We start from the raw sequence: 16,530 nt of genomic DNA on the forward strand, positions 1-16,530 counted from the left end.
TATGATGATTAAATCCTATCTGGTTGATATTTATAAGTAAAAGTTTGTAACAAAATATAACGAATGAGATGAATTACAGGGATACTTACTTTTTATAACCCTCAAAAAGTATTGGCTTATAAGTTTTTGCAACAGTTGCTTACAAATGTCACCTTAATGTTTCATAAGGCTCTGGTATTATGATGCTAATAGAATTTTGGGGATAATAGGATATGCAAACAAATTCACTTAGATGGGTTTTTCCATTTGTAGCGCTAGCTGTTGGTATTGTTGGCTTTATGGGAATAAATGCCATTGCACAAGAACCAGAAAAAAAAGAAGTTATTGATACTCGTCCAACAGTGCAAGTTGAGCCTGTGGCTGCTAACGATCATCAAGTTATTATTAATAGCTATGGTGAAGTAAAGCCACTTGAAAATACACAGCTCTCGGCGCAGGTGTCGGGTGAAGTGTTAAGTTGGCATCCTAATTTTGTAGCCGGTGGCATCGTTGCTCGCGGTGAGACGTTATTTACTATCGAAAAAGATAACTATGAAGCTGCAGTACTAGTTGCTGAGGCCGAAATTGCTCGCGCACAAGCTGGCTTAATTGAAGAACAAGCCCAAGCCCAAGTAGCCGCAGATGAAGCAAAGCGTTTTCCTGATAAAGCGCGTACCGACTTATTCCTACGTAAACCTCAAGTGCTCAGCGCGCAGGCATCTGTTAAATCGGCGCAAGCAGCATTAAAACGTGCACAGCGTGACTTAGATAATTGTGAAGTAACCGCTCCTTACGATGCATTAGTGATTAGCCGTAACGTAGGTGTTGGCCAGTTTGTCACTATGGGTTCGCAAGTTGCTGAGCTCAATAATATTGAAACTGCTGAAGTTATTATTCCTATCGCAGGATTTGACAGCGTTTTTTTACCAGAGCGTATTAAAGGTATTACGGCAACGATTATTCAAAAAGGGCTAAACAGCTTTACCCGTGAAGGTGTAATTGACCGCGACCTAGGGATTGTTGATAACGCTACGCGTATGAGTAGTTTAGTGGTGCGAATTGAAGACCCATACGGCTTAAAAACAAAACAGCCTGCTATTAAGTTTGGCAGTTATGTACAGGTAAATTTTGCAGGAGCAATGCTTAATAACATTTACCGTTTACCGCAAGCTTTAGTAAATAACCAAACTGTGTGGGTAGTGAACGAGAACCAAGAGCTAGAGCCACGCAAAGTAACTGTTATTCGTGAAGAAGGTGAGTATTTTTACATTAGCAGCGGTTTAAATGCCGATGACAAACTCGTTATTACTCTACCTGAATACCCGCAAAAAGGAATGCAGGTTAAAATTGCAGGTGTAGCTGCAAAACCAGAAAGCTCAGAAACGAGCACTTCAAACACGCAACAGCTGTAGGGTGTAATAGTTATGAGCGAATCAATACAACAAAAACAAACAGGGTTAATTGCCTATTTTGCTAATAATTCAGTAGCCGCTAATTTAATGATGTTTTTTATCATGGTTATGGGGGCTATAAGCTACTTTACGATTCAGCGCCAAATGTTTCCTAATATAGAGATTAACTACATTAATATTGAGGCTAATTACCCAGGAGCCTCTCCTCAGGAAATAGAAGAAAGTATTCTTATAAAAGTTGAAGAGTCACTTAAAGATATAACAGAAATTAAAAAAGGCGTGTATCGGGCATTTAGAAATGGCGGTACAGCAAGCCTAGAAATAAACACCGATGCAGAACTTACCGACGTACTTGATAAAGTAAAGTTACGTATAGATGGCATTGCGACTTTTCCAGCGGGTATGGAACCGGTCACCATAAGTCAGGTTGAGTTTAGACAAGATGTAATAGGCATGACACTGGTTGCTGATTTGCCGCTTACGGAGCTTAAGCCGATTGCTAATCAGATTGAAGATGAGCTATTACAGCTATCTAACGTATCTTTGGTTGTAAACGATGTTCCTCTTGATGAAATAGCAATTGAAATAGAACCCGATACGCTTCGCCAATATAATTTAACCCTTAGTGATGTTATGAATGCGGTGCGTCGTTACTCAGCTAACTTCTCGGCTGGGCAGTTAAAAACAGATGCAGGTGTTATTTCTGTTCGAGTAGAAAACCAGTTTTACTCAGGTGATGAATTTAGACAAATTCCGGTAAAAATTGGTGAGTATGGCGCTAAAGTTTTACTGCAAGATATTGCCGTTATTAAAGATCAATTTACCGAAGGCGAGCGCTACTTTAAGTTTAACGGTGAAAATGCCGTTTATATGTCGGTTAAAGCAACGCAAGAGCAAAATATAATTCCTGTGGCCGATTCGGTTAAGGCATTTATTGATCAAAAAAATAAGCAGCTACCGCCAGGTATTAGGTTAGAGCCACTAATGGACATGACTTACTACCTAAATGCTCGCCTTGATATGATGAAGGCTAACTTGTTTCAAGGTGCAATTTTAGTAGCAATTATGTTGTCGTTGTTCTTGCGCTTTAAACTCGCGCTTTGGGTAATGATTGGCTTACCGGTGTGTTTTTTAGGGGCCATGATGATGATGCCGTTATTTGGCATTAGTATTAATATTATTTCGTTATTTGCGTTTATTATGGTGCTCGGCATAGTGGTGGATGATGCCATAGTGATAGGGGAAGCCGCCTATACCGAAGTTGAAAAAAGCGGTGGTGGCGTTGAAAACGTCGTGCGCGGAGCAAACCGCGTTGCAACACCTGCGACCTTCGGGGTATTAACAACAATTGCTGTATTTGCCCCATTCACAATGTCGAGCGGGCCAGAAAGTGCCTTCTTTTATGGTATAGCCGTTGTGGTTATGCTGTGCTTGGCGTTTAGTCTCGTGGAATCAAAACTAATTTTACCTGCACATATTGCGCATACACACTTTTCGCCAATTAAAAAAGGTGGCTGGCGCGATCGCTTCAATACGCGCTTTTTTGGTTTCGTAAATGGCCCGTATAAACGCTTTATTGCTAAATGTGTAGATTGGCGCTGGACCGTTTTGTTTGCCTTTATTGCTATGTTTATAATAAGTATTTCGCTTATTACCTCGAACAAAGTGCGCACCGTACCTACTCCTAAAGTACCGCACGACTTTCCGCAAATACAAGTAGAAATGAACGACAACGTTTCTGACTTACAAACCATTGCAGCTATTCGCGAAATAGAAGCTATGGTACTTAGAGTGGATGAAGAGACTGAACGTGAGTTTGGTCAAAAAATTATTCGTGATGTATTGGTATTTAACCAAGGCAGAACTGAGTCGCAATTACTTGCGCCATTGGTTGACGAAGATTCACGTCCATACAATGCATTTGAACTTTCACGTCGCTGGCGTGAAGCAATGCCGACTATTGCTGGCATTAAGTCGTTAACTATTCAAGACGATGTTGGTGGCGGCGGTGGTAATGGCGGCGGCGAGTTTGGCTATTTATTGTATGGCTCAGACATAGATACCTTAAATGAAGCAGGTCGTCGTTTTATTCAATTACTTCAACAGCAAAAAGGGTTGTTTGATATTAGTTCAACCATCGACCCTGCAAGCAAAGAAGTGCAAATGAGCCTTAAACCAGTTGCATACGATTTAGGCTTAGATTTGGCAGATATTGCAAACCAAGTGGGTGCCAGTTTTTATGGTGGCGAAGCGCAGCGCGTAATCCGAAACGGCGAAGAAGTACGTGTAATGGTACGTTACCCTAAACTAACTCGCGAAGCATTTTCATCGCTTAAACACACCGTTGTTACCACCCCGCAAGGTCGAGAAGTGTTACTTGGCGATGTAGTAGAGCTAACAGAAACGCCAGGTATTAGCTATATACGTCGCGAAGGCGGTTATCGTACCGTGTATGTTTATGGCAATATTGATGAAGAGCAAATTGAGCCAGGTGAAGTAGTTAAGCAAGTAAAAGAAAACTTACTGCCACAGCTAATAGAAGAATTCCCAAGTGTTAAATCAGAACTTGGCGGTGCAATAGAAGAGCAGCAAGCTCAAGCTAATGAGCAAATAATGTTTTTTATTGGCGGAATGATTTTAGTATACATATTACTGGCTGTACCACTTAAAAGTTATTCGCAGCCGCTTATTGTAATGTCGGTTATTCCGTTTAGTTTAACCGGGGCTATTTGGGGTCATTACTGGTTTGATTTAGACATGAGCTTAATGTCGGGCTTTGGCTTAATTGCCGCCGCAGGTGTTGTTATAAATGACTCACTTGTAATGACCGATTACGTTAACCAAGTTCGCCGCGAAGGTGTTAGCGTTAAAAATGCAGTAATAGAGGCCGGTTGTGCTCGCTTTAGAGCAATACTATTAACGTCGATAACAACCTTTGCTGGTGTATTACCCATTATGTTTGAAACAAGCTTGCAGGCTAAGTTTGTAATACCTATGGCAGTAGCACTTGGCTTTGCTGTTATGTTTGCAACGTTAATAACGCTTATATTAGTGCCATGCCTATATATTATTTTAGGTGATATTGGTGCGGTGTTTAAGCGCCCATTTAAAGGCCGAGCTGTTAAGGTCTCGTAATAATACCAATTCGCAGTAATACTTAATCATTTTACGGGGCTAAACGTGTCGCTACCTGCGTTAAAAAATTCTCATTTACGACTGCATGGATGCAGAAGGTAGAGCAATGCAGGAGCAATTGCCGAGAACAACTAAATAGCGAATTTTTTGCCTAGCTATCAACACGTTTTTCCAGCCTCAAAATAGATCACTTAATTAAGCGAATTGGTATAAATATAAAGCATAAAAAAAGCACTGACGGTTATTAACGCTCAGTGCTTTTTATTATCTATTTATTGTTGCTAGGTTAGCTACAGCAATAATTAATCTTTAAATTGCTTATGGCAATCTTTACAGCCTTTAGCCCATGCGCCAAAAGCTTTACCAATTATGGCTTTATCGCCCGATTGAGCAGCTAACGCTAGCTTATCTGCATTTTCTGCAAAAGCATTCGCTTTTTCAACAAAGGTTGCATTTTCGGCCCAGACAGCAGCAAGTGCAGCTGTGTCGCCTTTATCTGTTCCTTCGTAAAACGCTTCCCATGGCATTTTTGAAAGTGCAGCAGCGTTGTTAGCACGCATTTTAAATTGTTCTGCATCAAAAGGTACTTTACCTTTTAGCATTGCGCCCATGTCACCAATTTGCACTGAGATCATTGAAAACGCTGCTTGGCGGTATTCAATTGCATCACTTGGTTCTTTAAATGCAGAATTTGCCGATACGCTAAGTGCACATGTAGCTAATGCTATACCTGCTAATATTTTTTTAAATTTCATAGTTTGCCCCTGTTGAGTATTATTCCTAATTTAATATCTTGTATGTAACGTCATTTTTATTCAAGCGAATACGATAGATTTAATGAAAAGTTAATCATTAATGCCTATATCGGCAAATATCATGCCTCGTCGCATGCTGCGGGTTGCTAAAAACACTTCACCTAATAACGAAATAAATGCACAAATGAGTAACGCCATGGCAGCTACAAAACAACAAGCAATGGTCACGCTTAAGTTAATCGATTGAATGTGCGACAAGAATAAAAACATAACCACAGCACATACAAGTAAGGCACTTAATACACTTAAACTAAAAGCAATATGTATAAAACGCGATCTTTTTAATAAAGCGCGCAATTCTGTTGCTAGCGACTTATTAAAATCGTCATCTGTATTTACTTTTAATCTTCGCTCCAATAAGCGCGCTCTGTCGGTAATTCGTGCTAAGCGATTAGATAAAACACCTAAAGTTGCTGCTATACCTGTGATTAAAAATACGGGGGCAACGGCCGTTTGAATTACTTTTGCCATAGTTAAAATGTTAATTACTTCGCTATTCATATTTTTCTCAAAAGGGTTAAATGTGTTTACACTCATTTACAAAGTAAAAATAAAATATATCCTTTAAAAATCAGTAACTTATTTTTTATGTGACCTTTTTATACACAGATTGTAATTTGTTTGTAATCAAGGTGTTGCTCAGGATGGGTGTAAAGTTTTATATTCTAATTATAGGCCAATTACGATTGGTAATAAGTACAATAATATAAAACTCACCTCAGGGGAAATAATGTCAAAGATAATAATGAGAAAAACAGCTATATCGACTGCTATTGGTTTAGCTATGATGTCATACGGTGTAGCTGCAGCACCTGATTTTTCTAAAGGGTATGCACCTGAAACTTCAAGCGTTAAAACGTACTCTCAAAATAAAACAATTTCTAATAAAGCGCGTTATATTGTTCAACTTGAAGACGAGCCGCTAGCAACTTACAAAGGTGGTATTGTAGGGCTTGAAGCAACGTCAGCAGCTGTAACCGGCGATAGTAAAGTTAAGCTATCTTCAGCACCCGCTTTAAAATATAGCAGCTACTTAAAAGCAAAACAAAAAAGCGTAGCACAAAATGCAGCATCAGTGACTGGTGGCTCTGTATCACATTCATTTAGCACATTATTTAACGGTATCGTAATCGAAGGCGAGCAAGGTCAACAAGAAATGCTGGCGCAGCTTTCAGGCGTTAAAAAAGTGTTTTTAGATACCGAGTACCACACCTTAATGGATGCATCTATCGATGTGATCAAAGGTGTAGAAGCATGGCAGTCTTTAGGCGGCCAATCTGAAGCAGGTAAGGGCATTAAAGTTGCTATTATTGACTCTGGTATTCGTCCAGAAAACCCTATGTTTTCAGATGTTGGTTTTGCAGCAGCAGAGTTTAGTGAAGAAGAAGCTGCTTACATTGCTGAAAACCCAGACTTCTGTCGTGTAGACGGCGGCGAAGCTGATTTTTGTAATAACAAATTAATAGTGGCGCGTGCTTTTGGCCCAACACCTAGTGGTCTGCACCCAGATGAATATATTGGATCTCCTTTAGGCTATGACGGGCACGGTACTCATGTAGCGGGTACTGCAGTTGGTAATCCTATTGAAATTACGTACAAAGATAACAACGTATCTATCTCAGGTGTAGCTCCTGCTGCACAGCTAATGGCTTATAAAGCGCTGTGGCATACGGCTGATGGAAATGGTAGCGGTACAACTGTTGCGTTGATGTCTGCTTTAGAAGCTGCGATTAAAGATGGTGCTGATGTTATCAATAACTCTTGGGGCGGCGGTGCCGGTGGTAACCCATCGACTAGTGCATACAGTGATTTGTTTACTGCCGCTGAAGAAGCGGGTGTGGTAGTTGTAACTGCTGCGGGTAACGATGGTAACGGTGCACAAACTATTGGTTGCCCAGGTTGTATTGAATCTGGTTTAACGGTTGCGAATACGCAAACGGGCCGTTTTTTCTCACAGTCGATTGAGGTTGCCGGTGAAACCTTCATGAGTATTGAAGGTAGTAATGGTTTATTAACAGACCCTACTTCATTACCTATTATTTCTGCGCAAGTGATTGCTCCGGATAACTTTGAAGGGTGTGAAGAGTTTGCTGAAGGCGTATCATTTGCTGACTCTGTAGCATTAATCTCTCGTGGTAGCTGTGCATTTTCAGCCAAAGCTGCAAATGCTGAGAAAGCAGGTGCAACAGCGGTAATTATCCACAACAATGTTGCAGGCGGTGCAATGGGCATGTCTATGGATGATGCGACTATTCCAGCATCATCAATTAGCCAAGAAGATGGTTTAGGTTTAGTAGAGTTATTAACTGAGGCTGAAGAGTCTGTCATTGCATTATTAGATCCAAGTGTTAAGCGTACAATTCAAGAGAAGTTTACAGATGCAGTGAACTCCTCAAGCTCTCGTGGTCCTAACGGCGAGCCTAGCTTCTTAAAACCTGATATTGCAGCTCCTGGTACAGATATTTTATCAGCATATTCTCCTGACGAAGGTAATGGTATTACATTTAACGCGATTACTGGTACGAGTATGGCAAGCCCACATGTAGCTGGTGCTGCTGCGCTTATGAAACAGGCACACCCTGAATGGAATGCAATTCAAATTAAAACAGCTTTAATGAGCTCATCAAAAATGGATGGCTTACACAAAGAAGATCTTATAACGAAAGCAGATGCATTTGATGTAGGTGCTGGCCGACTAGATATGCCAAGCGCATTAGATGCTGCACTTACATTTGGCCATGGCTCTTACGCTGACCCTAGCTGTTTAAGCGTTTGTAGTTTTTCTAACACAGTTCAAAATATGACTGATGTTGCTGGCGAGTGGACTGCAAAAGTAGTAACCGATATGCAAGGTGCTGAAATTACCGTTTCTCCTAGCACCGTTATGCTTGGCGCACATGGTTCTACTTCAGCAGATGCAGAAGGTACAGAAACAAGTACTGATGTAGCTGAGTTTAACCTTGATATTGATTCAACGTTTAATGATGTTAAAGGCTGGAACTTTGGTCATGTTGTATGGACCAACACCGAAACAGGCCAAGTAGCACATTTACCATTCGCTATTCATGATGATGAAACAACAAATGCAAGCGTGTTAAACGTATCTGTAGATGCAGACTCATTAAATAGCTCAACTCCAGCTAAAGTTGACGTTAACTTTGAAAATACTGTTTACAGTGATGAGTTTGAAATTAATATTCAGCTTGATGAAAATGCAGAGCTACTTAAAGGTTCAACTCCTGTTGCAACAGAAACAAACGGCGCAGGAACAATTACGTTAAGTGAAGATCGCAAAGAGATTAACTGGAAAGGCCAAGTAGCACGTAATGGCTTTACAATTGATGATGAAGACTTCTTAGGAACTCTGTCATTACCAGATTTAGGGGTTGAGGCATTCGCATGTAGTAATGAATGTGATGAGTTTAGTGTTTCAGTTAATGCAGACTTTATATTTGATGGTAAAGAATACTCTGCATTTACTGTCTCTGATAATGGTTTTATTGCGGTAGGTGACTCGGTGAGCACTTCGGATGGTTGGAGTCCGCAAATAATGCCAAATCTAACTGCGCCAAATGGTGTTATCGCTCCTTTGTGGGCTGATTTTGATCTGGCAGGTGGATCTACCGGTGGTGGTGAGTTATACATTGGTGTATTGACTGGAGGCGATGATACTTACTATGTTGTTGAATGGCATGACGCTCAAATTTACGCAGGAACAGGTGAAGAATATACGTTCCAAGTAATTATTAAAGAAGGCAGCGATGAAATTCGATTTAACTATATCGATGTGCCTGTATTACCTGCGCCTTACTCGGCAGGTGTTGAGTCTGCTGATGGTAAAGTAGGTATAACGTTAGATACGCTTACAACAGGCACAGCTTTGGGTAAAGGGTATTTAGTTAACCGAGTTGAAGGTGGTAGTGTTGCAATTGAATATCAAGCTTTTGCAAAGGATCGTAGCCATTACACGACTGCAGACTCAGTGGAAGTTGATGAAGAGCAAACTGTTAATATTAATGTGTTAGCTAACGATATGGCTGAATCTCGCTTTGTATTTGATGCAGTTACCTCATCAAATACAGAAAATGCGGAATTCTCTGCGCATAAAGGTGTTAAAGTAAATGGTAGCCTTGTGACATCAACTATTGAGGTTGTAACTGCACCTGCAAATGGTTCAACAACTATCAATGAAGATGGCACTATCGACTACACGCCAAATGCACAGTTCTCAGGTGAAGATAGCTTTACATATACAGTGCGTGAAGCATCAGGTACAAGCGCTGAAGAAACAACAGTATCAATAGTGGTTAACGATACAATTGCAGATCCTCAGCCAGTGACACCAACAGAGCCTGAAAGCAATGGTTCGTCTGGTTCACTAGCTTGGCTTACATTGTTAGTAGCGCCGTTTGCATTTATGCGTCGTCGTAAACAAAAGTAATTTTATAACTAATTAGTTATATAAAGGGAGCTTCGGCTCCCTTTTTACATAGCTTCACAAACTAAATCACAATAAAGGCCATTTATAGGTATATTTAACTACTTAATAAAAAATAAAAAATAAAAAACAACAAGGACTTTGACTGATGAAACGTACCCCATTTGCACTTGCTGCACTATCGCTCGCTATTTTAAGTGGCTGTAATCAAGCCCCTGAAGAAACTCAAAAAAATAATACGCAAGTTAAAACAACTCAAGTTGCACAAGCTATTGCACCGGTTGCTAAAAAAGTGCCGCACGAAATGACTATTCATGGTGACACACGTATAGATGATTACTATTGGCTACGTGATGATGAGCGTAAAGCGCCAGCGGTAATTAATTATTTAGAAGCTGAAAATACATACACTGATGCCATGCTTGCACACACTAAAACGTTGCAAAGTGAGTTGTTTGAAGAGCTAAAAGGGCGCATTCAAAAAGACGATGATTCAGTCCCAGTTAAAAACGGTGATTATTTTTACTCAACACAAACACGTGGCGATAACGAGTACACTACTTACTTACGCAGCAGCGATTTTGCAGGTACCGATCAGCAAGTTATTTTAGATGTAAATGAGCTTGCTAAAGGCCATGATTATTATGCAGTAAGTGGTTTAGATGTAAGCCCGAATGGCAATTTAATGGCTTATGGCGAAGATACTGTTAGTCGTCGTATTTATAGCGTAAAAATAAAAGATTTAACTACCGGTAAATTACTCGAAGACACACTTGAAGGCACCAACGGTGGCATTGTGTGGGCAAGCGATAATAAAACGGTTTACTACATTAAAAAAGATTTACAAACCTTGTTAGGTTACCAAGTTTACCGTCATACGTTAGGTACACCGCAAGCTGATGATGAGCTAATTTACGAAGAAACTGATACCAGCTATTACATGGGTATGAGTAAGAGTAAAGACGAGTCAGAGATTTATATTTGGCACAGCAGCACGGCTGCATCAGGTGTATCGGTATTAAGTGCTGATGATGCTAAAGCAATGCCTAAGCGTTTAATTGAGCGCGAAGCAGGGCTTGAATATGAAATTTCTAAACTAGGGAATACTTACTACATTGTCACTAACTTAGATGCTGTAAATTTTCAGCTGATGAAAGTTGATATTGATAAAGCAGGCGACAAAGCTAATTGGCAAAGTGTGATCCCAGCGCGCGATGATATTAAACTCGAAGGCATTGATTTATTTAATGACTACTTAGTTTACCAAGAACGTGAAATGGGCCAATCAAAGTTGATTGCGCGTAATTTAAAAACAGGCAAAGAGTTACCACTGAGCTTTAACGATAGCGCTTATACAATTGGTACTTATGGCAATAACGATATAGATAGCAGCACGTTACGTGTTTACTACACAAGCATGACTACGCCAAGCTCATCGTACGATGTAGATTTAGCGACCGGAGATAAAACACTTCTTAAGCAACAGGTTGTGTTAGGTGATTTTGATGCTGACAATTACGCTTCAGAGCGTATTTTTGTAACAGCACGCGATGGCATAAAAGTACCGGTAAGCTTAGTTTACCGTAAAGATGCGTTTAAAAAAGATGGCACTAACCCATTACTTCAATATGGTTATGGCTCTTATGGCGCGACAATGGATCCAACGTTCTCAAGCTCACGTTTGAGCTTGTTAGACCGTGGTTTTGTATTTGCTATTGCCCATGTACGTGGCTCGCAAATGTTAGGCCGCCCTTGGTACGAAGACGGTAAGTTACTAACTAAAAAGAACACGTTTAACGATTTTGTTGATGTAACTAAGGCATTGGTGTCTCAAAAATATGGCGCAAAAGATGAGATATTTGCGTTAGGTGGCAGTGCTGGTGGCTTATTAATGGGCGCAGTAGCAAACCAAGCACCTGAGCTTTATAAAGGGATGGTTGCAGCGGTACCATTTGTTGACGTAGTAACAACGATGCTTGATGCGAGTATTCCACTTACAACAAATGAATACGGCGAATGGGGTAACCCGAACGAAAAGCAATACTACGATTATATGTTGTCTTACTCACCATACGATCAAGTATCTAAGCAAGCGTATCCTAATATGCTAGTAACGACGGGCCTGCACGACTCACAAGTTCAATACTTTGAACCTGCAAAATGGGTTGCTAAGCTGCGTGACTATAAAACTGATGACAATAAGTTATTGTTTAAAATAGATATGGAAGCAGGGCATGGCGGCGCATCGGGTCGCTTTAAACGCTTAGAAGATACCGCGCTAAACTATGCATTTATGCTTGATTTAGCGGGTATTAAAAAGTAGTTAATTTGTATATTTAAAATAAACAAAAATGTAAGGTGCTTTTAAGAAAGCACCTTTTTTTGTGGCAAGTTAAAGCTAAACATAGTGCCTTTACCAATTTCACTTTGTACGTAAATTTCGCTATCCATCAGCTTTAATAATCCTCTGCAAATAGCCAGCCCTAACCCACCTTGTTGACGCCCTTCTTTATTGGAGTTACTTGCTTGGTAGTGTGGGTCAAAAATAGCATTCAGCTCATCTTCTTTTATACCTACACCTGTATCGGATACATGCACAAATAGTTGATTATTGTCACTGCGTTTTACATGTACGGCAATGCTGCCACCGCGAGGGGTATGCCTAATTGCGTTATCAATTAAGTTGCTTAACACGCGCTCTAATTTAGCTATATCGGCAACAACGGGAAAGTCACAAATTGCGGGCTCTACCGACAAACTAATACCTTTTTTATCTACGGTTAAACTAAATTTAGCCATGCAATCGTAAATGAGTTCACCTAAATTAAAGGTTTCTTTATTTATACTTATTTCGCCGTTTTCTAAGTGAGCAAGCTCAAATATTTGCTCTATGAGTAGCTTTAATTGCCCGCAATTATTAAGCGAGACTTGTAAGTATTCTTGTTGTTCTTGTTTGCTTAACTGTTCACCCGACTGATTTAATACTTCTAAAAACCCCTGCAAGGAGGCAAGTGGTGTACGTAGGTCGTGCGAGAGATGAGTTAGCAACTCTTTGCGTTGTTTATCGCCTTGCTCAAGCGCTTTAAACTGCTCGTTAATACGCGTTAACATGGCTTGAATACTTCGCCCTAAACTATGCACTTCGTTACTTTTTTGCGTTGAGTAGTTACTTAGCTTTGTGTCGGTAAGGCTGTAGTTTGCGGCTTCAATATTACTAACATCGCGTGCTAAGCGCTGAATTGGGTTGGTAAAAAAGCGTAGCAAAATAAGCATCGCAATAAATAAAAATGCGAGTGCAGAGCCAAGCCATAAAGCGGCTAGCCATAACTTATCATTATTTTTTACAGTGCTTAGTGAGGTGTCGTAAGCCTCGCCACCAATAATTACATATAAATAACCTTGTAACTGATCGTGATTAAATACTGGCGCGGCTGAAAATATTTTTTGTTGCTCTTTATTACGAGGATTATCACCATAAATAGGTGCAGCGCTTGGGTCGTTAATCAGCCTTTTTAAAGGTGTTAAACTAATATGCGTGCGTTTAACTTTACCCGGCTTTGCTGAGTAAGTAAGAATTTTTCCGGTTTCGTCTACAAAATAAAATTCAAACGCCGGGCCTAATAACATTAAGGTATGAAATAGGTTTTCAAGCGCTTTATAGTCGTAAACACCTTCTTTTATTAATGGGTTATCTTGTACTAAATGCTCAGCTAACGCTAAGTGCAGATTTTGTTCTGCATGGTGCTTTGAAGTCAGTTCTAATTGCTTGCTCCAGCCATAAACAAGTGCGCAAATAAAACAAAAAATCACCACTAGCGATATCGCTAATTTTTGATACAAAGATAATTTCATAATAGGTGTCTTAATTTAGTTGGCTAGGGTTTAGTTTGTAACCAACACCCCAAACGGTTTCGATAATAGGCGCTTGTTGGTGTTCTTCTAGTTTGGCGCGTAAGCGGTTTATATGTGAATTAACCGTGTGCTCGTAACCACTGTGTTGATAACCCCATACTTTATCGAGTAACTGTTGGCGACTAAATACATGGTTAGGGTGGCGTGCAAAGTAAACGAGTAAATCAAATTCGGTGGCGGTAAGGTTAAGTGCTTGTTTACCTAAGTACACTTGGTGCGAACTAAATTCTATATTGAGTGAGCCTACATTGAGTGTTTGTTCGCTATCAACGGAGGAGTTGTCGTTATTTTGGCTAGCGAGTAGCTGTGCTCTGTGGCGTAATTGGGTTTTTACTCTGGCTTGTAATTCGCGTGCAAAAAAAGGTTTACAAATATAATCGTCGGCGCCCATTTCAAGGCCAATAACTCTGTCCATATCGCTACTAAGCGCGGTGAGTAAAATAACGGAGGTAGTAGGGTAATGCTCTTTTATTTTTCGGCATAAGCTTAAACCATCCATTTGGGGTAAGTTTATATCGAGTAAAATAAGTCCGTAGGGATGCTTAGCTATTTTTTTTAAGGCTAGTTCTGCGCTTACAACATGATCAACATGTAAGTTAAGCGACGTTAGCTGTGTGGTAATTAACTTACCTATTTCTCTGTCATCTTCTACTACTAATATTTTTTCGTGACGCATGTATTACCTCGTAAAAAGGGGGGCATCCGTGCTCCCTTACTTCCCCATTACAAGCTGGAACGTTACTGCGTGCGCATAATTACTATTTTCGATACCGGATTATCAAACTTATGCTCAACACCAAGTACTGATGTTGATAATCCATCTTGATTTGAAACAATGCCTGGATGCATTGTTATTATATCGGCTGTATCGTCACGTATTTCGTTAAACCCTTCACCGCTAGCGGCAGGACCTGGCACAGTTTCAGCTGTTTCTGTATTTGCTTCCGTACCAGCATCATAAGCAGTTGTAGTGCGTGATAACGAACCGCCAACTTCTAATGTTGATACATCTAAAGAACTAAGACCGGTAAAAGCATCATTTGTATTCCCAAGCATGGCAGCAAATGACAAATTAAGCGTTTCTTGCTCTTCAACAGTAATGATTACTGTGGTGGTTTCACCAGGGCCAATGCCTCCTTCAGCTGAAACAGCAGCAAGTGCACTTTCGTAACTTAGGTATTCTTCATTTGCGCCGCTTTCTGCAAGCATTTCTAAACCAACAGAAGCGGTTGTGCCGAATGTCCAAGGTGCTTCATCTTCAAAAGCAATGACAGAGAGTGGTGACAAAGGCTGTCCTGCAGTTAAGTTACTAAAAGTAATAGTAAACTCATTGATTACAGGTTCTACAACAATAGGTTCAACAACGACCGGCTCTTCAACCACTGGGTCGTTATCATTATCGCTACACGCTGCAAGTGTGGTTGCAAGTGCAAGCACTAGTAGACTTTTTTTGAGGTTGTTAGTAGATGACATAATCATGCTCCTACTTAACTGTAACGGTTAATTGAGCTACTGGGTTTAACCATCTGTGTACTGTATTGCTTAAATCGCTATTACCGGCTTCTAAATCGTCATCGCCTAAGCTACCTGGGTGAATATGGATGCTTGTATTTGTATCACTACTTAATATGCCTGTACCGCCAGTGCCAGCGTCGCCACCTGGAGCTGCTGGAATGCCTGGAGTACCTGGTGCGCCAGACCCTTCAACTACAAGCTCATTGTTTTGTTCAGTGCCTGCATCGTAAGCATTTAAATTAATTGTGTAAGTACCCGCTTCTGTTGGGATTTTCCAACTGTTTAAGCCTACAAAGCCATCATTAGTTGGTAGCATCATTGCAGTTAAAGATAGGTACTCGTTACCGTCAGTAGTTGTCAGTGTTGCCGTTGTAGATGCTGCTGGTGCAAGTAAGCCCTCAGCTGGATTTGCAGCCATATCACTGCCTGCAGCAGTTGCTTGTGCAACTAGCTCTGCAATATTTCCGCCCTCAGCCATTGTTTGTAATGCTGTAGAGGCTTGCGTTGCTACTTCAAATAATGTGTCTTCGCTGTTGTGTGCTGTAATTAATAGTGGAGTAAAGTGAATACCCTTGGTTAGGTTAGTAACCTTTAAGTCTAACTCTGCGGCCATAGTCGATTGGCTAGCTGCCGCTAAAAGAATTGCGATTGTTAATGTAGAAGTTTTCATTATTATTTCCTGTAAGTGATGATTCGAGCTAAGTATTGAATAATCGTCTCCAGAAACTCTCACAAACTTATCACTTTTTTATCACAAGATTTCACGCTGTGATTTTTAAAGGTAAATACGTTGGTTGATTAGTAGACATTTGTTTAGTTAAGAGGCAACATACACAAAACAAAAAGGAGTGTGTTATGGAAGAAAATCAACAGGTTGAACCAGCTAATAAAGATGACCGTACGTGGGCTATGTTATGCCATTTAAGTGCGCTTGCTGGGTTTGTTGTGCCGTTTGGCTCAATAATTGGGCCATTAATTGTGTGGTTAATTAAAAAAGATGAAATGCCAATTGTTGACGTACATGGCAAAAAAGCCCTTAATTTTCAAATAACGATGGCAATTACTTACCTTGTTTGTTTTGTACTAATATTTGCAGTGATAGGTTTAATATTACTGCCTTTAGTGGCAATTTTTGGGTTTGTAATGGTTGTAATGGCGAGTATTAAAGCTAACGAAGGTAAAGAGTTTAATTACCCGTTTAGTTTAAATTTGATAAAATAAACACACAGTTATTTTTATACCAATTGCATTAAATTAGTGATCTATTATAGCAATAAGAAAACAGCTCAATAACAAGGCTAAAATTATGATACATAGTTGTTCT

Annotated in this window: 11 protein-coding genes; 5 read left to right on the top strand and 6 right to left on the bottom strand. The window is 40.1% G+C overall.

Features of this window, described 5'->3' with window-relative positions:
* The first annotated feature begins 212 nt into the window (after positions 1-212).
* Positions 213-1,391 carry an efflux RND transporter periplasmic adaptor subunit gene (locus PX700_RS12950; RefSeq protein ID WP_479520909.1) on the top strand — a complete coding sequence of 393 codons (1,179 nt, stop codon included), beginning with the start codon at positions 213-215 and terminating at the stop codon, positions 1,389-1,391.
* Between the two features lie 12 nt (positions 1,392-1,403).
* Entirely contained in the window at positions 1,404-4,526 is a 3,123-nt protein-coding gene (locus PX700_RS12955; RefSeq protein ID WP_479520910.1) for an efflux RND transporter permease subunit, read from the top strand.
* Between the two features lie 302 nt (positions 4,527-4,828).
* On the opposite strand, the gene PX700_RS12960 is transcribed toward PX700_RS12955, so the two are convergent.
* Positions 4,829-5,281: a c-type cytochrome gene (locus PX700_RS12960; RefSeq protein ID WP_479520911.1), complete on the bottom strand. Its 453-nt coding sequence runs from the start codon at positions 5,279-5,281 to the stop codon at positions 4,829-4,831.
* Between the two features lie 90 nt (positions 5,282-5,371).
* A complete protein-coding gene (locus PX700_RS12965) occupies positions 5,372-5,842 on the bottom strand; it encodes a DUF2721 domain-containing protein (RefSeq protein WP_165729344.1) in 471 nt (156 codons plus the stop codon).
* 229 nt (positions 5,843-6,071) lie between these two features.
* Here PX700_RS12965 and PX700_RS12970 point away from each other — a divergent pair, with 229 nt between their 5' ends.
* The gene (locus tag PX700_RS12970; RefSeq protein ID WP_479520912.1) at positions 6,072-9,782 is read left to right on the top strand and encodes a S8 family serine peptidase; all 3,711 of its coding nucleotides are present in this window, start codon (positions 6,072-6,074) and stop codon (positions 9,780-9,782) included.
* A 145-nt stretch (positions 9,783-9,927) separates the two neighbouring features.
* A complete protein-coding gene (locus PX700_RS12975) occupies positions 9,928-12,102 on the top strand; it encodes a S9 family peptidase (protein WP_479520913.1) in 2,175 nt (724 codons plus the stop codon).
* Positions 12,103-12,143: 41 nt separating this feature from the next.
* Here PX700_RS12975 and PX700_RS12980 read toward each other — a convergent pair whose 3' ends face one another.
* The 4 genes from PX700_RS12980 to PX700_RS12995 form a co-directional block, all read right to left on the bottom strand.
* Positions 12,144-13,631 carry a sensor histidine kinase gene (locus tag PX700_RS12980; protein WP_479520914.1) on the bottom strand — a complete coding sequence of 496 codons (1,488 nt, stop codon included), beginning with the start codon at positions 13,629-13,631 and terminating at the stop codon, positions 12,144-12,146.
* 10 nt (positions 13,632-13,641) lie between these two features.
* Positions 13,642-14,367, bottom strand: a complete 726-nt coding sequence (locus PX700_RS12985; protein ID WP_479520915.1) for a response regulator transcription factor — start codon at positions 14,365-14,367, stop codon at positions 13,642-13,644.
* A gap of 62 nt (positions 14,368-14,429) precedes the next feature.
* Positions 14,430-15,164, bottom strand: a complete 735-nt coding sequence (locus tag PX700_RS12990) for a spondin domain-containing protein (protein WP_479520916.1) — start codon at positions 15,162-15,164, stop codon at positions 14,430-14,432.
* A 10-nt stretch (positions 15,165-15,174) separates the two neighbouring features.
* Complete coding sequence (locus PX700_RS12995; RefSeq protein ID WP_166377899.1) at positions 15,175-15,876, bottom strand: spondin domain-containing protein; 702 nt, start codon at positions 15,874-15,876, stop codon at positions 15,175-15,177.
* Positions 15,877-16,061: 185 nt separating this feature from the next.
* Here PX700_RS12995 and PX700_RS13000 point away from each other — a divergent pair, with 185 nt between their 5' ends.
* Complete coding sequence (locus PX700_RS13000) at positions 16,062-16,427, top strand: DUF4870 domain-containing protein (protein ID WP_479520917.1); 366 nt, start codon at positions 16,062-16,064, stop codon at positions 16,425-16,427.
* Positions 16,428-16,530 lie beyond the last annotated feature (103 nt).

It is taken from the genome of Pseudoalteromonas sp. TP27, assembly GCF_056470645.1.